19 protein-coding genes are annotated in these 18,716 nt (G+C 51.0%); 10 read left to right on the top strand and 9 right to left on the bottom strand.

Annotated elements, in window-relative coordinates:
- Window positions 1-8 precede the first annotated feature (8 nt).
- The 9 genes from AC0YN4_RS15240 to AC0YN4_RS15200 all read left to right on the top strand — a co-directional run bounded on the left by AC0YN4_RS15240 (window position 9) and on the right by AC0YN4_RS15200 (window position 8,358).
- Window positions 9-854 (top strand): undecaprenyl-diphosphate phosphatase, encoded by an 846-nt coding sequence (locus AC0YN4_RS15240; protein WP_475781969.1) that lies wholly within the window; start codon window positions 9-11, stop codon window positions 852-854.
- A gap of 235 nt (window positions 855-1,089) precedes the next feature.
- Window positions 1,090-2,199 carry an HD-GYP domain-containing protein gene (locus AC0YN4_RS15235; RefSeq protein ID WP_475781968.1) on the top strand — a complete coding sequence of 370 codons (1,110 nt, stop codon included), beginning with the start codon at window positions 1,090-1,092 and terminating at the stop codon, window positions 2,197-2,199.
- Window positions 2,200-2,380: 181 nt separating this feature from the next.
- Window positions 2,381-3,517: a radical SAM/CxCxxxxC motif protein YfkAB gene (yfkAB, locus tag AC0YN4_RS15230; RefSeq protein WP_475781967.1), complete on the top strand. Its 1,137-nt coding sequence runs from the start codon at window positions 2,381-2,383 to the stop codon at window positions 3,515-3,517.
- 46 nt (window positions 3,518-3,563) lie between these two features.
- Complete coding sequence (locus AC0YN4_RS15225; RefSeq protein ID WP_475781966.1) at window positions 3,564-4,916, top strand: hemolysin family protein; 1,353 nt, start codon at window positions 3,564-3,566, stop codon at window positions 4,914-4,916.
- Window positions 4,917-5,136: 220 nt separating this feature from the next.
- Window positions 5,137-5,337 carry a spore coat associated protein CotJA gene (locus AC0YN4_RS15220; RefSeq protein ID WP_475782456.1) on the top strand — a complete coding sequence of 67 codons (201 nt, stop codon included), beginning with the start codon at window positions 5,137-5,139 and terminating at the stop codon, window positions 5,335-5,337.
- 17 nt (window positions 5,338-5,354) lie between these two features.
- Window positions 5,355-5,618 (top strand): spore coat protein CotJB, encoded by a 264-nt coding sequence (locus AC0YN4_RS15215; RefSeq protein WP_090981814.1) that lies wholly within the window; start codon window positions 5,355-5,357, stop codon window positions 5,616-5,618.
- 40 nt (window positions 5,619-5,658) lie between these two features.
- The gene (locus AC0YN4_RS15210; protein ID WP_475781965.1) at window positions 5,659-6,228 is read left to right on the top strand and encodes a manganese catalase family protein; all 570 of its coding nucleotides are present in this window, start codon (window positions 5,659-5,661) and stop codon (window positions 6,226-6,228) included.
- A 318-nt stretch (window positions 6,229-6,546) separates the two neighbouring features.
- Entirely contained in the window at window positions 6,547-7,608 is a 1,062-nt protein-coding gene (locus AC0YN4_RS15205; RefSeq protein ID WP_475836472.1) for a phosphodiester glycosidase family protein, read from the top strand.
- A 48-nt stretch (window positions 7,609-7,656) separates the two neighbouring features.
- Window positions 7,657-8,358 carry an HAD family hydrolase gene (locus AC0YN4_RS15200; protein WP_475836134.1) on the top strand — a complete coding sequence of 234 codons (702 nt, stop codon included), beginning with the start codon at window positions 7,657-7,659 and terminating at the stop codon, window positions 8,356-8,358.
- 607 nt (window positions 8,359-8,965) lie between these two features.
- Here AC0YN4_RS15200 and AC0YN4_RS15195 read toward each other — a convergent pair.
- The 6 genes from AC0YN4_RS15195 to AC0YN4_RS15170 all read right to left on the bottom strand — a co-directional run bounded on the left by AC0YN4_RS15195 (window position 8,966) and on the right by AC0YN4_RS15170 (window position 15,815).
- On the bottom strand, window positions 8,966-10,132 hold the full coding sequence (locus tag AC0YN4_RS15195) for a YheC/YheD family endospore coat-associated protein (protein ID WP_475781963.1): 1,167 nt from the start codon (window positions 10,130-10,132) through the stop codon (window positions 8,966-8,968).
- Window positions 10,133-10,247: 115 nt separating this feature from the next.
- Window positions 10,248-10,697 (bottom strand): GNAT family N-acetyltransferase, encoded by a 450-nt coding sequence (locus AC0YN4_RS15190; protein WP_475781962.1) that lies wholly within the window; start codon window positions 10,695-10,697, stop codon window positions 10,248-10,250.
- A 16-nt stretch (window positions 10,698-10,713) separates the two neighbouring features.
- Window positions 10,714-11,865 carry a YheC/YheD family endospore coat-associated protein gene (locus AC0YN4_RS15185; protein WP_475781961.1) on the bottom strand — a complete coding sequence of 384 codons (1,152 nt, stop codon included), beginning with the start codon at window positions 11,863-11,865 and terminating at the stop codon, window positions 10,714-10,716.
- Complete coding sequence (locus AC0YN4_RS15180; RefSeq protein ID WP_475836133.1) at window positions 11,865-13,241, bottom strand: YheC/YheD family endospore coat-associated protein; 1,377 nt, start codon at window positions 13,239-13,241, stop codon at window positions 11,865-11,867. The genes AC0YN4_RS15185 and AC0YN4_RS15180 overlap by 1 nt, the downstream gene beginning before the upstream one ends.
- Window positions 13,238-14,428 carry a YheC/YheD family endospore coat-associated protein gene (locus tag AC0YN4_RS15175; protein ID WP_475836132.1) on the bottom strand — a complete coding sequence of 397 codons (1,191 nt, stop codon included), beginning with the start codon at window positions 14,426-14,428 and terminating at the stop codon, window positions 13,238-13,240. The genes AC0YN4_RS15180 and AC0YN4_RS15175 overlap by 4 nt, the downstream gene beginning before the upstream one ends.
- A gap of 19 nt (window positions 14,429-14,447) precedes the next feature.
- Complete coding sequence (locus tag AC0YN4_RS15170) at window positions 14,448-15,815, bottom strand: YheC/YheD family endospore coat-associated protein (protein WP_475781958.1); 1,368 nt, start codon at window positions 15,813-15,815, stop codon at window positions 14,448-14,450.
- Between the two features lie 254 nt (window positions 15,816-16,069).
- Between AC0YN4_RS15170 and AC0YN4_RS15165 the strand changes: the two genes are divergently transcribed.
- Window positions 16,070-17,413: a DRTGG domain-containing protein gene (locus tag AC0YN4_RS15165; protein ID WP_475782454.1), complete on the top strand. Its 1,344-nt coding sequence runs from the start codon at window positions 16,070-16,072 to the stop codon at window positions 17,411-17,413.
- Here the strand turns inward: AC0YN4_RS15165 and AC0YN4_RS15160 are convergent.
- The 3 genes from AC0YN4_RS15160 to AC0YN4_RS15150 form a co-directional block, all read right to left on the bottom strand.
- Window positions 17,410-17,706 (bottom strand): YtpI family protein, encoded by a 297-nt coding sequence (locus tag AC0YN4_RS15160; protein ID WP_475781957.1) that lies wholly within the window; start codon window positions 17,704-17,706, stop codon window positions 17,410-17,412. The two genes, AC0YN4_RS15165 and AC0YN4_RS15160, sit on opposite strands and share 4 nt — an antisense overlap.
- Window positions 17,707-17,806: 100 nt before the next feature.
- Window positions 17,807-18,316 carry a sporulation membrane protein YtrI gene (locus AC0YN4_RS15155; RefSeq protein ID WP_475781956.1) on the bottom strand — a complete coding sequence of 170 codons (510 nt, stop codon included), beginning with the start codon at window positions 18,314-18,316 and terminating at the stop codon, window positions 17,807-17,809.
- A gap of 3 nt (window positions 18,317-18,319) precedes the next feature.
- The gene (locus tag AC0YN4_RS15150) at window positions 18,320-18,646 is read right to left on the bottom strand and encodes a YtrH family sporulation protein (protein ID WP_090981793.1); all 327 of its coding nucleotides are present in this window, start codon (window positions 18,644-18,646) and stop codon (window positions 18,320-18,322) included.
- Between the last annotated feature and the right edge of the window lie 70 nt (window positions 18,647-18,716).

Raw genomic sequence — 18,716 nt, 5'->3', positions numbered from 1 at the left:
AGGATCAAATGGGAGACATTATTCACGCGATTATTTTAGGTATTGTAGAAGGATTAACCGAGTTTCTGCCTGTTTCATCGTCGGGCCATATGATATTGACGAATAAGCTGCTTGGGATTGCATCGGACGATCAAGCGATTGTTACATTTGAAATCGTCATTCAGCTTGGCGCTATATTAGCGATGGCTATTGTTTACTGGGATCGCATTCTCGATTTATTTGGTTTGTCGCGCAAATCACAATCTCTCGGAACGCTTTCTTCCGGAAGACGCAAAGCACGAAAATTGAATTTGATCCATGTTGCGCTTGGTATCGTGCCTGCCATGCTGCTTGCATTCCTGCTCAAGGATATTATTAAAGGCGAAGGGTTCAATCAGACACCGGTCTTGATTTCACTTGTGGTAGGCGGGATCTACATGATCGCTGCTGAGCGGCTGCAGAAGTCTCGTCGGATCAAGGTCGTATCTGAAACGATGGACGATATTTCGTACAAACAGGCTCTCGGTATCGGCTTGCTGCAATGCTTGTCGCTTTGGCCTGGTTTCTCCCGTTCGGGTTCTACGATCGCCGGCGGTATGCTGACAGGAACAAGTTATAAAGCAGCTGCGGACTTCTCGTTTCTGATGGCCATTCCGATCATGGTGGCGGCTACCGGCTACGAAATGCTCGATAATTACAAGTTTATTGAAGGCGACAATTTGATGTTCTTTATTGTAGGGTTCCTCGTATCCTTCGTTGTTGCGTGGCTTGTCATCGTCTTGTTCCTACGCTTCATTCAGAAGGTGAGACTGACGCATTTCGCTATTTACCGTTTTGTAGTGGCGGCATTGTTTTGGCTGTTTGTGATGAGCTAATAAAAATAACGCGAATATGTCGATATTTGGCGAATCGGTTATTGCTCTTTTTTCGGAAATCCCTTACAGTAACATTACGAGGCTTTTATTGCTACTAGAAAGTATTGGATTGCTATCTATGCTTGACTGGTATCCTCAGAGGAGAAACTTACAACGCCGACACTGTACGGCATAGCATTTCTTCTTACCTAGCCTACAAATTTAGGAAAATAGATGCAAGGCAGGGGTCGATACGATGCGATTATTGCCCACACAGATGTGCCGGCCGGGCATGAGACTAGCTAAAAAGATATACTCCGAGGATGGACTGGTCTTACTCGCCGAGAATGTCGAATTAACGGCAAAACTGATAACTCGCCTTTATGAATGCGGCGTGCATTTTGTCTATATTCAAGATCCGCGAACGGCTGATCTGATTATTCCCGATATAATAAGCGAAGAAACAAGGCATAGGGCACTAAGCGAGATTCGAACGAATTTCCGAGATTTAATGGATCGTCCCAATCGGAAGAGCGGCGTTACTTATCCATATATAGCGAAATCGTTCAAACAAATAATGACGATGGTTATCGATGATTTGACGGATCAGAAGGATGCTATGATTATGCTCATGAACATGGGCATTGTGGATGATTATTTGTTCCAACATTCACTGAACGTATCGGTATATACGACTTTGCTGGGTATTGCGAACGGTTATTCTCGGGACGAGCTGATGACGCTTGGCCTTGGCGCCATGCTGCATGACATTGGCAAGACGCAAATCAGTATGAACATTCTCAAGAAGCAGGGTTCGCTGTCGAGAGATGAATACGAAGAAATGAAGCGGCACGCGGAACGAGGTTACTATCTGCTCAAGGATGAGCCGAATATTCCGTTGCTCGCTGCTCACTGTGCCTACCAGCATCATGAGCGGCTCGATGGGAGCGGTTATCCGCGCGGCATTAAAGGCAACGAGATTCACGAGTATGCGAAGTGGATTGGACTCGTCGATTCCTATGATGCAATGACGACAACCCGCATTTATCGTAATCCGCTTCTGCCCCATGAAGCGGTAGAATCCTTATATGCAGGTACGGGCACGTTATATGAGCAGCGGATGCTTCAGCTGTTCCGTGATAAAGTCGCCATTTACCCGCTCGGCATTACGGTGAAGTTTCATTCCGGAGAGAGCGGCGTCGTCGTAGATATCAACGCTTCTTGCCCGCACAGGCCTGTCGTGCGTATACTGAACGATGAGCAAGGCGAAGAGTTGAAGGTCCCTTACGAGGTTGACTTATCGAAGCAATTGACGACGATGATTGTAGGCGTAAATGAAGATCAGCCTTTTGCAGAGGCGTACTGAAGCTGAGGCGCGTAACTGCTGCAGCATCCCAATTCAATACGGTAGTCCGGGGAGCCGAGCAGGCTCCTTTTCGTTTTTTGCGCCATTGTGTTTGCAACGAGCGACTTCGGACATTACAATAAAAGAAAGTTATTATAAGAAGAACGTGCGTATATCATGACAAAGTAAGGTGCTGAAACAAATGCAGAATGCTATACCTTTTGTACAACCGGATTCAAAGCTGTTATTCACGCCCGCGAACGATCCGTGGGATCCTATTCTTTCCCTGCGCGAGCATGGTCAACATGTGCTGACAAGTGTAGAGATGACACTTTCCAATTTATGCAACATGCGCTGCGAGCATTGTGCTGTTGGTGATACTTTAGTGATGGCGGAGCCTGCGAAGCTGCCGCTTGATACGCTGCTGCGCAGATTGGACGAAGTCGAACATCTGAAGACGATCAGTATTACAGGTGGTGAACCGACGTTCTCCGCTCAGGCAGTGAAAGACTACATGATTCCGCTGCTTAAATATGCTCGCAGTCGTGGCGTATCCTCTCAAATTAACTCCAATGTTACATTGGACTATGGCAGGTATGAAGCAATCGCGCCTTATCTGGATGTAATGCACATCTCATTCAATTACACGAGCAGCGATGATTTTCACCAAATAGGCTTCGCCAAAAGCGGGCATCCTGTTTCGAAGGACACGGCTGCGCGTATGTATGATCGCATGATTGATAATGCAAGACGACTCAGTGACGGTGGACTATTCGTATCGGCAGAGTCGATGATAAATTTCCGGACTTATAATAAAATGCCAGAGATCCACAAGTTGATTCTGGAAATGGGCTGTAAGCGTCACGAAGTACATCCGATGTACCCAAGCGCATTTGCGGCGGATCTGCCTGTCATTTCGAAGCAACAGATGCGGGATGCGATTACTTCCTTGCTGGATAGCAGGGACCCATCGGTATGGATGCTCTTCGGTACGCTGCCGTTCTACCACTGCAATGAGCAGAAGGAAGATCGTGAGCTGCTGGCGAGATTGGCTGCAGCACCGCTTGTAACGGTCCGGAACGATCCGGATGGCCGCAATCGCTTGAATGTGAACTTATTTACCGGCGATGTGTTCGTCACCGATTTCTCTGACGTTCCGGCGTTCGGCAACATTGGATCAGATCGATTAGACGATCTGTTCGGTCGCTGGCTTGCACATCCGCTGGCACGCAGCGTTGATTGTCACTGCCCGGCTGCGTCCTGCTGCGGACCGAACCTGCTCGTGAAAGATATGTATTACCGGGATGTCGACTTTGGTGCTCGTCAAGCCATCCTATAATATAGATAGAGCGGCGATATGCCGATGAGAGGAGCGGACGAAGCCTTTGCATGAATTTGAAGCAGGCCGAATTCTGTTAAACTTAAGTGTAGTCCTTATTCTTGTATTGTTGAACGGTTTTTTCGTAGCGGCGGAGTTCTCCCTGGTGAAGGTTCGTTCATCAAGGTTAACTCAGCTGGCCAATGAAGGACATAAGAGGGCTAAATATGCGCTGACCGTAAACAAAAAGCTCGATGCGTACTTATCAGCCACGCAATTCGGTATTACATTAGCTTCTCTTGGTCTTGGTTGGGTAGGAGAGCCGGTGATTTCTGATCTCATCGTTGAACCCATGTTTTTCAAATTCGGTTTGACGGATGAGACGCTCGTACATACGGTTTCGATTATTATCGGATTTATCGTCATTACTTTCCTGCACATCGTACTTGGAGAGCTTGCGCCTAAATCGCTGGCTATTCAGAAATCGGAAGCGACTTCCTTATGGCTTTCGATGCCGCTGCTGTTCTTCTACAAAATGTTTCTGCCAGTCATTTGGCTGCTCAACGGATCGGCCAATCGCTTACTGCGTTTGTTTGGCGTTCAGCCTGCCAGCGAACATGATTCGGCACATACCGAGGAAGAAATTCGCATTCTGATGAATCAGAGCGCCAAGAGCGGCATCATCGACAAGGATGAGCTGCGACTGTTCGATAATATTTTCGAATTCAGTGACAGACTTGCTCGCGAAGTCATGCTGCCTAGGACCGATATGGACTGTCTCTATGCGGATCATTCTTATGAAGAGAACATGAAGATCGTTTACACCACCAAACATACCCGTTATCCCGTTTGTGTAGAGGATAAGGATCAGCTCATCGGATTTGTGCATATTACGGATTTACTCACCTCTGACCCGGATGAGGAGCAATCCATTCAGAAATATCTTCGTCCTATACTCAATGTTCCGGAGTCGATGGAAATCAGCCATGTCTTGAAGCTGATGCAGCGCAAGCATTCGCAGCTCGCTATCGTTGTAGATGAATATGGCGGAACTGCTGGTATGCTTACAACGGAGAGCATTTTGGAGGAAATCGTCGGCGAAATTCATGACGAATTTGATAATCAGCAGCCTAACATTGTCGTTAAAGGGGATGTCACCTCTGTAGACGGCAGGATGCTAATCGAAGAAATCAACGATATGTTTAACTTGGATATTGAGGACGAAGACGTCGATACGATCGGCGGCTGGCTCTTCACGCAGCTGGAAGGCAATCCGGATAAAGGCAAGAAGATCGTAGTTGAGGATTACGCTTTTGAAGTAGCGGAGAGTGAACGGCTGCGAGTATTGCGCGTGTTTATCTACCGTGTGAAGCAGCAAACGGAACAATCCGAGCTGCAGGAACAAGAAGAGAAGGAATAAAGAAGCAGAGACCGAGGCTGACGCTTTCGATCATCATGGATGATTGAAGGCGTCGGTCTTTTTTGTTATATCGGCAACTACTATTCCCCGGGAAATCAAAATCAGATATCAACAAAATCAACTGGAACATTTACTGGGCGAATGTCATATGATTAGAAATGGAATTTGGTTACTGCTTCGGTCAGATTCGTTTAATAGGAGGAGAATGCAGGTGAATGCGATGAAGCCGACACGAGATTGGTACCCCTTCGTAGGTCCGTTCGATCCTTGCCCGCCTAAATATGTGAAGTCCTATTATGTACCGCCGAATGAATTCATTCCTTATCAGCCCATGAATTTACCGCAATTTTCACTGGCAGATGCACTCAAATTGGGGACGCTTTGGCCGGCATTATACGGCCCTTATGAGGCGAAAAGCTAGGGTGAGGGGGCAACAGGATGAATAAGCAGTTGGACGAAAACTATTATAAGAAGCTGCTTGAGCTGCAACAGCTGGATTTTGCCTTAGTTGAGTTGACCCTTTACCTCGATACGCATCCTAATGATCTGCAGGCGCTTCAGCAATTCAATCAGTTGGCGCAGCAGCGTCAGCAGTGTGCACTGCAGTTCGAGATGCAATACGGGCCGCTCATGCAATTCGGTCACAGTTACTCCAAATATCCATGGCAATGGGTCGAATGCCCATGGCCTTGGCAAGTCTAGGCGCAGATTTGCAGCTTTAGGAAGGAGAGGAGGAGATTCCATGTGGATTTATGAGAAGAAGCTCCAGTACCCCGTTCGGGTCAGCAAATGTGATCCCAGGGTGGCGGGCTACTTGGTCGAGCAGTACGGTGGGGCCGACGGAGAGCTGTCAGCGGCACTGCGGTATTTAAATCAGCGGTACTCCATCCCTAACAAGGTGATTGGCCTGCTTACGGATATTGGTACGGAGGAATTCGCCCATTTGGAAATGATCGCCACCATGATCTACAAGCTTACCAAAGATGCGACGCCAAAGCAGCTTGAAGAAGCGGGACTCGCTCCGCATTATGTGAATCACGATAACGGCCTGTTCTATAACAACGCCTCAGGTGTGCCGTGGACGGCAGCCTATATTGCGACGAAGGGTGATCCACTCGCCGATTTGTATGAGGATATTGCAGCTGAGGAGAAGGCGCGTGCGACGTACCAATGGATTATCGATATGACCGACGACGTGGATTTGCAGGATGGTCTCAAATTTCTGCGTGAGCGTGAAATCGTCCATGCGATGCGTTTTAAGGAAGCGGTCGAGATGATAAAAGCCGATCAGAGCACGAAGAAAGTGTTCTAGTATCGTGTTCAATCTATGTACAAGTACGAAGCTGGCCCTCCTGAGGAGCCGGCTTTTTTTGAATTTTCTTAGGGATTTTTTGGCGAAATATAACTAGTTTTGTCAAAACCCTCATTCGACTGAAACTTTTATATTCCGCCTCGCGTTTACTAGTTACAATGTGTTTGAAGTCTGGGAAAAGCGAGGCGGAGGATGGACATACAATCGAATGTACCGACACCGAGAGAGGCAGCTATGAAACGTACTGACACTCCACTACAGCACCAAGGGACGACCAACCATGGTTTCCGAAGACGTTGGAACCGAATGATCCGTATCATGACCATCAGCGGGATGATCCTGCTGATGCTGGGCATTACCGGAATCGGTTGGCTGCTGTTGACACCGTCCGGCAGCAACTTTCGCTATCTGATGGCGGATACGCTCATTACAACGCAGCACAGGCATTGGGCGAAATATATCATCGGACAGCATGAGCTGGATGTGCGTGTACAGCAATACCAGCAGCGATTTAATGCTATGGGAGAAGAACGAGATACACACGAAATACATACACAGTCGCAACCGCAGCCGGTCGATACAGTCGTGCCGGTCAGCACACAGCCGGAAGAGAAGCCGCTCGTTGAGATCGAGGAGATTTCCGGTACAGGTTACAGCGGGTATGTTATGACGGTGAATGATCCGACGAAAATCCGCATCGGCGTTCCGGCAAAACAAGGCCGTGGTGAGCGTGTGCGCAGTATGGTAGAGCGGACCGGGGCTATAGCCGGCGTTAATGGCGGCGGCTTTGCAGATCCGAATTGGCAGGGCAATGGCTTTCAGCCAATTGGCATCGTGATGTCCGGCGGGAAGCTGTTCTATGATGATTTGGGCAAATCGAAATCAACGCAAGTCGTTGGACTTGATCGCGATGGCAAGATGGTAGCGGGCCGCTACTCGCTCTCTGAGCTGGAGCAAATGGGCGTGCAGGAAGCGGTGACGTTCCAGCCCCGCATTATTGTGAACGGTAAGGGGCTTATTAAGAATGCAGCAGACGGCTGGGGAATCGCCCCGAGGACGGCGATGGGGCAGAGGGAGGATGGCGCTATTCTCTTCGTGGTCATCGACGGCAGACAGCCTGGTCATAGTATTGGCGCGAATCTGTACGATGTGCAGCAAATTATGCTGGAGCGCGGTGCGGTCATTGCAGCCAATTTAGACGGTGGGTCGTCCACTGTGCTGGTCAACGACGGTCATGTGATCAACAAACCGTCTACCAAGAGCAGCGAGGGCAGATATTTGCCTACGGCATTCCTAGTGTTCGAGCATCCGGAGCAAGCGACGATTTCGAATGTATGGAATGGCCTTGGACCGAAAGATATCGATCCCGGCAAATGGTAAATGCAGGTTGCGCGCCGGTCTTCTTTTCCAGTATGATAAAGGGCAATAATGCGAAAAGGGGATTTCTTCTTGCAGACCAACGTTACATTGGCGCGACCAGAGGCCATTATATTTGATATGGATGGTACATTGTTTGAAACGGATACGCTGCTCATCCACGTGCATGAACGTATCTTCGAAACGCTGCGGGCAGAGGGGTTGTATATGAAGCCCACTCCGCCGGTAGAGAAGCTGCTGAGCTGTCTTGGCATGCTGCTGGAGGATATCTGGCGCAAAGTGATGCCGGACGGAACTGAGGCTGCTCAGAGACGGGCTGACGAGCTGCTGCTCCAGTATGAGCTGGACGGCTTGGAAGCCGGGGAAGGCGAGCTGTATCCGCATGTGGCGGAGACGCTGCAGTCACTTAAGGAGCAAGGGTTCAGATTGTTTGTGGCTAGCAACGGGTTGGAACGCTATGTGAAAGAGGTTGCCCGTTACAAGGGGATCGCTCCGTTGTTTGATGGTTTGTACAGTGCAGGTGAGTATGGAACAGCATCGAAGATCCATCTCGTTGCCCGGCTCATGGAGGATCACGGCGTGAAATCCGCTTGGATGGTCGGTGACCGTTCCTCCGATGTGGAAGCAGGCAAGAGCAATGGGCTAGGCGTTATTGGCTGCGCCTATGCCGTGTATGGCCGCAAGGAAGAGCTGCAGGGAGCGGATGCGCTAATCTCTGATTTCCGCGAGCTGCTTGCATTGACGCAAGTGTAGAACTAAAGGGCTGTCTCAAAAGTCGCAAGGCGACTTTTGAGACAGCCTTTTGTTTGGTTGGTGGGTGAGGTGAGCGGGGGATGTGGCGTTGGCGGGGAGGATTTCGCTACTTTGGCTTCAAAGTAGACCTCTAGGCACGCTTCATCAACGGATTTCGCTACTTTGACTCCAAAGTAGACCTCTAGGCACGCTACATCCACGGATTTCACCATTTTGGCTTCAAAGTAGACCTCTAGGCACGCTACATCCACGAATTTCGCCATTTTGGCTCCAAAGTAGCCCTCTAGGCACGCTACATCCACGGATTTCGCCACTTTGGCTCCGATGCTTGCCCTCTAGGTACACATTGTCTACATTCATTGGTACCACACATTGGCAGAAAAGCGAGGATGAAGCGCGTAGAGAGGTACTGGGTACCACACATTGGCGGAAAAGCGAGGATGAAGCGCAAAGAGAGGTACTGGGTACCGCACATTGGCGGAAAAGCGAGGATGTAGCGCGAAGAGAGATACTGGGTACCACACATTGGTGGAATATCGAGGATGTAACGCAAAGAGAGGTACTGGGTACCTCTCTTTGGTTGGTCAACGATGCGGCTAAGCGGGACTTAATCCAGCGAAGGCACTTGTTTTTCCTGCTTTTCGTTCTTTTCTTGCTTCTCCTGCTTCTCTTTGCGCCGCTTCTTCTGATCGTAAAGCCAGACGGCGTATTCGAGCGGCCGGATGATGGCTTGCTTATATGTCTCGCGTTCCCCAGCCTGCGCGAATACTTCGCGAGCCGGCTTCGGATTCACTTCGAGCAGCCAGATCTGTCCTCTCCGGTCGATGGCCAGATCAAGCGCGAGCTCGCATAAGCGCCCGTAGGATTCCTCGAGGTAGGCGGCTACTTTCACGCCGAAATCCTCGGCCTTCAGCCGAATATCGGCAGCTGTATCCTCGTTCCTAATCCAGTCGCTAAGCAGCGACTGCATCTTGATCGCCTGACCGCCCCCGTGCAGGTTGGAGGTAATGCTGCCGGAAGCGCCGATTCGTCCTGCGCAGCCGGTCACTTCCCATTCCCCTTTGCCGTTCTTCTGCACAAGCATCCGGTAATCATGCACACGGCCATTCGGTAGTTTAAGCTGAATGCCTTGCTGCACGAGATACCGGTTCCCTTTCAAATCCCAAGAAGCCAGCCGGCCTTGAATGCCGGTGAGTGAGGTACGCTGAGGACGAACGATACGCCGATCTTGATCTCTTCCCTGGATTAAATACTCGCCGCCTTGCTGCTTCTCGATGCGCAGAATACCTCTGCCCCCGGTTCCGTTGATTGGCTTGAGATAGATGAGCGGATACTTACGGATCATTTCCGTCAGATCGCTGGGAGTTTCGTATAGCCGTGTCATTGGGAGATGGGGGACAAAGTCATCTTCTTTGCGCATGGTACGATATACCGTCCACTTGTTGCGGAGCACCCGGTTTAAGAAGGTCAAGTGGCCGTATTTTTTGCGAAAATGGCTTAACTGGACGAAGCGATGGCTGCGCTGAATGCGGCAGCGATCATAGATCATATGGGGGAAGGAACGCCATCTGCGCGTCCAGCTTTGCGATGCGGTGTCATAGATATGGGCGTGAATTCGATGATCTGAATAGTTGACGTCCGCCGGTGTGAACACAAATACTTCAAGACCGAGCTTCTTGCCGGCCAACGTCATGCGTTGATAGATCGGTTTCTCCTCGAGCCATCCATTGTCATTCAAATAGAGCGTCAGGATGCCGAGAACCGGCTGAACCATAAGGACTCCTCCTAAAAGGTTTTGCGGTGAGCGCAAAAACTAGCATCGGAAGCATTGCCTAAGCTTAAGGTTTTACAAAGCGGTGAGGCATAGGCCTAACTTAACTTAACTTAACTTAACTCTCAAAACGCAGTGTCGGCTTGCCGGTCGGACCGGTATGCAGGCTCACAGCCTTCATACCAGCACGGAAACACATGGCCATGCTGGAGGGATTATCCGAGGCGACTGAGCAGGTGAGAGAGCCCATGTGCTGACTGAGTGCTTTCAGCAGTGCGCTCCCGGCGCCTTGGCCGCGGAACTCCGGGGCAACGACGACGAAGCATGCGCGTTCGCCGCCTTCGGCAGCAAATGCGCACGCAGCCAGCTTCCCGCTGCTTGAAATCGCCAGCGCAATTGCAGCAGGTGCCTCGCCGGAGCGGCTGCTGGCCAGTTGAGATGCGGGAAGCTCCCGCATTTCAACCAAGGCTGCATTCGTGATGCGATCGTCGCCATTCCGGTATATGAAGCGGGTGACCTTTTCCTTCGCAGATGCCCATTGGGTCGGTGATAGCAGCTTTACCTGCACGGCAAATCACTCCTCGCTATAGACCCTTCAGCTTGAGCAAATATTGGCTGTAGTGAAAGATGCGCTCAAGCGAACGTTTGCGAATATCCGGCTCGTCGAATTTCATCGGCTTCGCGTTGGCTTCGAAGAACCAGATACTTCCAAACTGGTCCACGCCAAGATCCATCGACATTTCGGCCAATCGGCGGCCGGAGCCGCGCTCGATTTGACGAGCGATAATTAACGCAGCGTTGCGGGCCTTTACTAGCAGTTTACGTGCCTCATCTTGACCAAATACACTGACAAGCAGCTTCTCCGGATCTTCAATGCTGCCTCCGCGAGGAACATGTGTCGTAATGCTGTACGTTCCGGCGACACGTGCGCCGACGCCGGAGATGTCCCATTGTCCGCGACGATTCTTCTGTACGAGTGCACGAAGATCGAAGGAGCGCTCATTAAAGGCAGCGAGCTGAATGCCCTGCTGGGCAATGTAACGTTCCCCGCTGCTTTCTTTGATAATGCGGGTCCAAAGCTTCCCGATCGTGCCGCAATTGTAGGTCGTGCTTCCGCGATCCCCTTGTATCTTCAAGCGATAGGGAAGCGGCTTTTCCTGCTGCAGCTGGATCGTCATGATTCCTTTGCCGGCTTTGCCGCTGACCGGTTTGAGATAGAGAAATTTATGCTTCAGCATCATTTTTCCGAGTCCGCTGATTGTTAGCAGGCGGCGTGTTGCCGGAATGAACGGCTGAGTTGTCCGCGACTGCTTTAACCATTTAAACAGGCTCCATTTATTGAAGAAAGCAGGATTGAAGATCTGAATGCGGGGATGTTTGACACATGCCGCAATTTTACGTTTCACTTCGGGCTGCAGCTCATCCTCGCGGAGTGGAATTCGGTTATAGATGAGGTCGGGCAGCGGGAACTTCTGCAGCTCCCAGCTCTCTGTTGCCGTGTTGAAGGTGAAGCCGTCAAGCAGCTTGCGCTGAAACTTCAGCTGCTTGACAGTAAGGACGTAAACCGTAAAACCGAATTCGGCTCCCATTGCAATGATGTCTGCAAAATTTCCACGATTGCCGCGAAATAGCTGTATATCATCTTCGATCGTCAAGATAGCGAGAACCGGCTGCTTACGCTGAATGGAGGCGGCTTCATCTACCGCCGCCGTATCCTCGTGAATAACGAGTGCCATTAAGCTTCGCCTCCTTGCCCCGTGAACCTGCTTAAATACATGCAATGATCCAGAATATGACTTACGGAATCACGTCCTTGCGCACGCAGCGCAGGATGGCTGAAGATCGACCGACCCGGCTTGGCATTGGCTTCAAACATCCAAACCTCGCCGTCCTTGTCAATGCCGATATCAAGACCGAGTTCTCCCAGCGTATGCGGGAAGTTGCGTTCAATCGCTTCCGACAGCCTCACCGAGACATCCTTGGCTTTCGTCAAGATTTCGTCGGAGCGATCACCGAAAGCCCGGCTGAGCGCTTGTTCCGGCGTTAGCAGTTGCCCGCCGTTCTTAATATGCGTGGTGACGCTGCCGCGACCGGCCTTCTTCGCGCCGATGCCCACCGGCACCCATTTGTTGCTGCCATTCTTGTGCATATGGAAACGAAAGTCGATCGGACATCCGTCAATTTCGATTAATCGCACACCTTGCTGGCTGACATATCGACCAAGTCCGCTTCCGTGTCTTGTCTCCAGCATGCGCATCAGACTGCTGAAGTTCGTGAAGCGAAGCAGCACATTCGTATCCCCTCTGCGATATCTGGCAAAGTATCCGCGTTTGGGATGATACGTCAGTCGATAAATCCCGATGCCGAGGCTGCCGGCAGAAGGTTTATAATAAATAAATTGATGTTTCTCCAGCATTTCTTTGATTTTGTCACCGCGTGGGTTATTGACCGATTCCGGCAGATGTTCCAGCGCTTCAACATCCTTATCGAGCAGCTTATAAACATCGGATTTATTGAAGAAGCTCCAGTTGAAGAACGGAACCCCTTTACGGATAAACTTCTCCCGCAGCGACATGATCGTAGCTGTTGTCTCGGCGATGCGGCTTGGGAGGCGGTTGTAAACGACGTCAGGGAGCGGAACGACTTTGCGGTACCAGCTTCCCGTACTGTTTAGGAAGTACCCATTAATCGTCCCTTGATTCCAATTCACGTCGCGCGGAGTAAAGGCGAAGAAATAGGCTTTGCGTTCTCCTGTTTTGAGAAGCTGCCGGATATACCCCGACCGTGCGCCAAAAGGTGAATCGGCGGAGCGGCTTCCGTCTGTCAGCACGCCGATAAGCGGTCCGAGTTGAACCTCATTATCTTCGCCTTGGACATAAGAGATGCTGCCGGCTTTCGGAACCCGGATGGATTGACGAACGCCTGCGGAGAGGTAGAGGTGATGGCCTTGCCGATCGATCGACTTTACGGCAGCAGTTATGCTTTCATGACCAAGCTTAAGCTGAATGGTTTTCTTGCCGGAGAGCTTCAGTGATTTAAGGAGTGAGCCCGACAGGTAAACGATTCGATCGCTTGATGGTGAGAAGTGTACATGACAAGATGTCAAACTCATGGATGAACCTCCTGGATGTATCTCCTTTGATTTCGTCCAAACTGATAAACCGGCTGTCTGTGTGCGGCAAGCTTCATAGCGTAACGGATCGGTCGTTCAATGGCCAGCCTCGCAGCGCTTTCGTTGCCTTCCAGCGCCTTCCGTCCGGGTTTGGCATTGGCTTCAAGCAGCCAGATTCGGCCGCCTTGCTCTATGCCATAATCGATGCCAAGTTCGGCGAGCCTGCCAAAATGATTCTCCAGCGCAGCCGCCGCCCGTTCGCTGATCCAGCGAATTCGCCCGAGCAGACGTCCGGCGGTTTCGCCGTCGAACTGTTCTGTCAATGCCTCGAGAGCGTCTCCAGCGGAGCCGCCGCCATGTAAGTTGGCGGTAACGCTCCCCAGTTGCCCGGTCCGGACAGCTGCACCTGTGAACGACCAGCTGCCCGTTTCGTCCTTCTGGATTAAGACCCGAACGTCATAGGAGCGGCCGTCTTTGCCGGTGAGGGGCAGGTAAGGCTGAATGATATACGTCGTGGAAGCGACGAAGCGATTAACCCATCGGCATACGTCCTGCCAATTGTCGTGCAACACCGCAAGTGGACGGTTCTTCCGATCACGGCCGTCAATTTGCCAGCCGTCATCCCTCCGAAGCAGGCGAATGGCACCTTTTCCATGGTTGCCGGCAGAGGGTTTGAGAAATAAACCTTCGGGATATTGCTTCATCAGCTGAGTCAGAACGGCAGCTCCTTCGTACTTGTAAGTCGAAGGCAGCCAAGGCGACAGCTGCGAATCGCGTTCGAGCTCCCGATAAACGTCTAGTTTCCCGGGAAGTGCGCCATTCAGCAGTATATACGGCTTCAGGCGTTTCAGTTCCGCTAGTGCGCAGCTTGCAAGCTTATATTGGGCATTCGTCCTTGGAAGCGAACGGTCATAGAGCACATCAGGAAGCGGGAAGCTTCCTTGCTGCCACTGGCCGTGCTTCAGTATGAAGCCTTTGATCAATCGAGACGAGCCGCCTGTGACTTGGGAAGCGCAGAATAAATAGACGAACAGGCCGATAGATTGCCCAAACCGGGATAAACGGCGGCAAAATAGATCCTCGGGCATCACCGGAGGGGGATACGGACCACCGGAGCTTGAGGAGGGGACATGAGACGGTTCGCTAATCATAATACCGAGGACGCTGCTGCACGGATTCTCAGCCATTACCGCTTCCTCCTTTTCGTTAAAATTCGGCCAAATGTCTTGAATAACGCACCATATTTCGAACGGAAGGACGGATTTTATTATCCTGAAGCGGTGTATTGTCGTTCTTGGATGGCTTGGAATTCACTTCGAGCAGCCACACCCGGCCGCTGGCATCAAGCGCTAAGTCGATCCCGAGCTCGCCGAAATGGGCGGGAATGTGAGTGTCGATCCCTTTGGCGATTTCAAGCGCTGCCCGCTGCAGCTTTCCCGGTGCTTCTTGAGCGCTTGACCCGGATAAATTGGACTTATTGACCGCTTCTTTCACTGTGCTTAGCGTACCGCCGCGTGCCAGGTTCGACACGAAATGATGGTTGCCGGCTGTTCGTGCCACAATGGAAGTCAGCGCCCATTTGCCGGTTTCATTCTTCTGTACGAGCGCTCGGAAATCGACAGGCCTTCCCATGATGTCGATCAGATGCAGCCCTTGCTGAATTTGATAGCGCACCGTTTTCATTTTGCCAGCCAGGGAAGCATAGAGCTTATCAACCCCGCCGAAATGCTGCCTGCGGGTGCCGGCAGTCGTAGCATATTGAGCCGAGTAGGAGTCGGTATCTAATCTGGAGATGCGAATGATGCCTTTGCCCAAGCTGCCGCGTACCGGCTTCAAGAAAACGGTATTGTGCTTGGAGCACATCGACTTCAGCACCTGCAAACCGCGAAGTACATGGGATTCGGGTAAATAGCGAACGAGAGCGGGATCCTTCACGAGGGCATCAAACACTTCGGCTTTATCGAGAAACTTCTCATTGAACACGACACTGTTATGACGATGCTTGGTTTCTTTGATGAAGAGCTGTACATTCGGTCGGTTTTCGAGCTTGCGCGAGGTCAGACGATTGTTAACAACATCAGGTGCAGGTACAGGTACTTTCCGCCAGCCATCGGAATAGACCCAACCTTCGAGCGTGTTGAAATTGTCTGTAATATGATCCGGTGTGAAGAAATAAACATGAGCGCCTTGCGCTTCGCAGGCGTCTACGAGTTCCTTGCAGAACATAGTGATGGTGCCAAAAGGCCGATCCCGGGCTTCGGGATCATCGCGGCTGATGAGCACGCCGATCAGCGGGCCAATCGAGAGCGTGGCATTCTCCTGCCGGTAACGGATTCGCAGTGTGGTGCTCGAGATCAGCCCCATTTTGCGGGCTAAGCTTTGCCCAATACGCATACCGTCAAACCGCTCGACCGGGACTACTTTTACATAGTGGCGGAATGCACCGAATTTCAGCATAATAGGCTGCCCTTGCGGTATTTTCCACTGTCTCAAATAAGCATCACCGAGCATAATGGCATCATCCGGCAAGATGCCTGGGCTGATCACCTGAACGGCGACTTTCGATTTCAGCATCGACGGATCTCCTTCCAAGCTGGAGGATGACGACGTGCAGCTTGCGGTCTATGGGATTTTCACACGAATTACTTTCATCATATGAGGACATCTACCCCTTGGTGATTAGCGGACATCATGAAAAGCAGGGGGGAAAGGCCCTTTTTCCGAGATACTTGACCTCTCCGCAGGTGTGCCAGCAGGAAGAGCATCTGCTAATATAGAACTAGAACAAGCCGAGCAATTGGTTGAAACAAGTAAGGGGGGCCACTGTGATAACAGGAGACAAAGGACTTGAATCGCAGACGAAACATGAGCGACTCATGCAGTATATCCAGCAGCTCGAGATTGGTACGAAACTTTCTGTACGCACGATGGCCGAGGAGCTCGGAGTCAGTGAAGGCACTGCATATAAAGCGATCAAAGAAGCGGAATCGACCGGGCTTGTCAGCACCAAAGAGCGGATAGGCACAGTCAGGATACAGCGGAAGAACCGGGAATCGCTAGATCGGTTAACGTTCGGAGAAGTACTTGATATTGTGCAAGGCGAGCTGATAGGCGGCGCGGCAGGACTCGTGAAAACACTGCATAAATTCGTCATCGGTGCGATGGAGCTCGATGCGATGGTCCGTTATATTGACGCGGGCAGTCTGCTGATTGTCGGTAACAGGCAAGGCGCACACGGCTGCGCGCTTGAGCAGGGGGCAGGCGTGTTAATCACAGGGGGATTCGGCACCAGTGAGGATATGAAAAAGCTTGCGGATGAGAAAGGATTGCCGATTATTTCCTCCAAATATGATACGTTTACCGTCGCTTCGATGATTAACCGTGCCATGTTTGACAGATTGATCCGTCAGAAGATCATGCTGGTAGAGGATATCGTCACCTACAGCCGTCCTGTTGAAACGATGAGACTCGGCGAGACGAAAGCCGATTATATTTCGCTTGCCAGCCGTGTCGGAGGGACGCGATTCCCCGTGTTGGATGATAGAGGCAGAGTCGTCGGCATCATGACCGCTAAGGATGCTGAAGGTGCACAGGATTCACAGTTTGTAGAGCGGCTCATGACGCGAAGTCCCATTACGGCTGCGCCGAACATTCCGATCGCTTCTGCGGCACATACGATGGCGGCCGAAGGAATCGACTTGCTGCCGATTGTCGATAAGAATCGTAAGCTGCTGGCGGCACTTAGCCGTAGCGAGGTGCTGGAAGCGATGCGTTATGCTGGGAAACAGAAAGAGTCAGGTGAAACCTTCGATGAGTTGATCGGAGCGGGCTTTGAGAAGAAAGAAAGCGAGCATGGAGGGGAATGGCTGTACGAGGGACGCATTACGCCGCAGATGTCCGGAACATTCGGTACGATCTCCGAAGGCGTATTGGTTACACTCATGAATCAGGCGGCACGAGGATTAATCCGGGAGTTAGGAAAGCGGGATTATGTCATTGAAAGCATGACGACGTACTTCGTAAGACCCGTCCAGCTGGAAAGTGAAGTGGTCATCATGCCGAATTTACTGGAGATGAGCCGCAAGAGCGCCAAGCTCGAAATTGAGTTGAAAGACCCCGGCGGCCTTGCTGCCAAAGCGCTGCTGACGGCGCAGCTGATCGATCCGTATTAACCTTTCATCGAGCGGTAAACGCTGCCGTTGCGAAGTCCTGCGAACAGGTTGAACAGTCCCAGAACGATAAACAGAGCGCCGATGATGACTTTTACCGTGGAGCCGCTGTAAGCAAGCATCATAAACAAAGCGATGAAGATTAGCATGACGCCCATACTTATGTTCATCCGTGCAGCGTTTATACCTCTTACACGCGTGTCGGTAGAACGGCGTGCCTGGAAGCTGAAATAAACCGAGAGCAGCGATGTGCCGCAAATGATAATAACGATCGCCCAATGTAATGCATTGACCATAGTAAAACAAGCATCTCCTTCTTAGCTGTGCAGCTTTCAATATGTGCCTTATTGTACCATGAATTGCAGCTGCAAGTGAAACGGATGGGACGAGGTAGAATCAATTAATCTGTCGCTGATTGAGCGCGGCTTTGAACCACACTTGAAGCACGTTATCGACAACGAGCATCGTACGAATTTGAACGACAAACTCCTTGCCTTCCACCGCGTAAATTTTGCGGTCAAGCAGGTCCCAGGAGAGCTCGGCGTTTGAATTGATTTTGTAAATACTGGTGCCGACGAACACGGACAAGTCTGCCTTCAGCTTTGATTTGAGCGCTTTTTTGTCTTGTTCATTCGCGATGACGGCTCCGTCGCCGTTTTTATTATCCAGCAGAATCGGCTGAACACTCTGAATGACGGTATGCTGGTCTTTAAATTTATTCAGTTTCTCGATTCGATCCTCATAGTCAATCAGCTTATCCTCAAGCGCCGTATTACTGTTGCGCAACGCGTTAAAGTTCATGAAGAAGATGGCGTGGTAGATCATCGCGCCTATTATGGACCCCAGCACAATATAAGCAGCTGCTTGCATCAGCCTCGTAAAACGTTCAAAAGGCGGTACCCTCATCGGTCAGACCGCCCCTCTGCATAACCACCGAACAAGTTCAGTTCCCATATGCGCACCGAGAAAAGCACATAGGATATACGCAATTTGCAGCACCACCGGTGAGAGATGCCCTTCGATCATATTGCTTTCAATGACACGCATCGGGTCTATCGTTCCGCCAACGGCCGCTACGAGAGCCCATATTTTCAGCCTTGACGCGGTTTCCAGCATAATGGCTGCCGGTGCTGCCAATACGAAGACAGATCCGATGCCTGCCAGCATGGAGCCGCCGAATACAACGCCGAAGGCAATGAAGAAATCTATCGTGGCTTTGGATAAGAAGGAGTCCATTTGTAACGTCCACCCTTCCTGTAGAATGAGAGGGCGTCATGCTCGTCCCCTAGTCCATTCTATGGGCGAG

It is taken from the genome of Paenibacillus sp. J22R3 (genome assembly GCF_056269305.1).
Note: the sequence above shows the minus strand (reverse complement) of the source record. Positions and strands in the feature narration are given on the sequence as shown.

Excerpts from the sequence above, each read along its gene's own strand:
- AC0YN4_RS15240 (WP_475781969.1), top strand. The coding sequence starts at position 9 with ATGGGAGACATTATTCACGCGATTATTTTAGGTATTGTAGAAGGATTA.
- AC0YN4_RS15235 (WP_475781968.1), top strand. The coding sequence starts at position 1,090 with ATGCGATTATTGCCCACACAGATGTGCCGGCCGGGCATGAGACTAGCT.
- yfkAB (WP_475781967.1), top strand. The coding sequence starts at position 2,381 with ATGCAGAATGCTATACCTTTTGTACAACCGGATTCAAAGCTGTTATTC.
- AC0YN4_RS15220 (WP_475782456.1), top strand. The coding sequence starts at position 5,137 with ATGAAGCCGACACGAGATTGGTACCCCTTCGTAGGTCCGTTCGATCCT.
- AC0YN4_RS15215 (WP_090981814.1), top strand. The coding sequence starts at position 5,355 with ATGAATAAGCAGTTGGACGAAAACTATTATAAGAAGCTGCTTGAGCTG.
- AC0YN4_RS15210 (WP_475781965.1), top strand. The coding sequence starts at position 5,659 with ATGTGGATTTATGAGAAGAAGCTCCAGTACCCCGTTCGGGTCAGCAAA.
- AC0YN4_RS15205 (WP_475836472.1), top strand. The coding sequence starts at position 6,547 with ATGACCATCAGCGGGATGATCCTGCTGATGCTGGGCATTACCGGAATC.
- AC0YN4_RS15200 (WP_475836134.1), top strand. The coding sequence starts at position 7,657 with ATGCGAAAAGGGGATTTCTTCTTGCAGACCAACGTTACATTGGCGCGA.
- AC0YN4_RS15195 (WP_475781963.1), bottom strand. The coding sequence starts at position 10,132 with ATGGTTCAGCCGGTTCTCGGCATCCTGACGCTCTATTTGAATGACAAT.
- AC0YN4_RS15185 (WP_475781961.1), bottom strand. The coding sequence starts at position 11,865 with ATGGCACTCGTTATTCACGAGGATACGGCGGCGGTAGATGAAGCCGCC.
- AC0YN4_RS15180 (WP_475836133.1), bottom strand. The coding sequence starts at position 13,241 with ATGAGTTTGACATCTTGTCATGTACACTTCTCACCATCAAGCGATCGA.
- AC0YN4_RS15175 (WP_475836132.1), bottom strand. The coding sequence starts at position 14,428 with ATGGCTGAGAATCCGTGCAGCAGCGTCCTCGGTATTATGATTAGCGAA.
- AC0YN4_RS15170 (WP_475781958.1), bottom strand. The coding sequence starts at position 15,815 with ATGCTGAAATCGAAAGTCGCCGTTCAGGTGATCAGCCCAGGCATCTTG.
- AC0YN4_RS15160 (WP_475781957.1), bottom strand. The coding sequence starts at position 17,706 with ATGGTCAATGCATTACATTGGGCGATCGTTATTATCATTTGCGGCACA.
- AC0YN4_RS15155 (WP_475781956.1), bottom strand. The coding sequence starts at position 18,316 with ATGAGGGTACCGCCTTTTGAACGTTTTACGAGGCTGATGCAAGCAGCT.
- AC0YN4_RS15150 (WP_090981793.1), bottom strand. The coding sequence starts at position 18,646 with ATGGACTCCTTCTTATCCAAAGCCACGATAGATTTCTTCATTGCCTTC.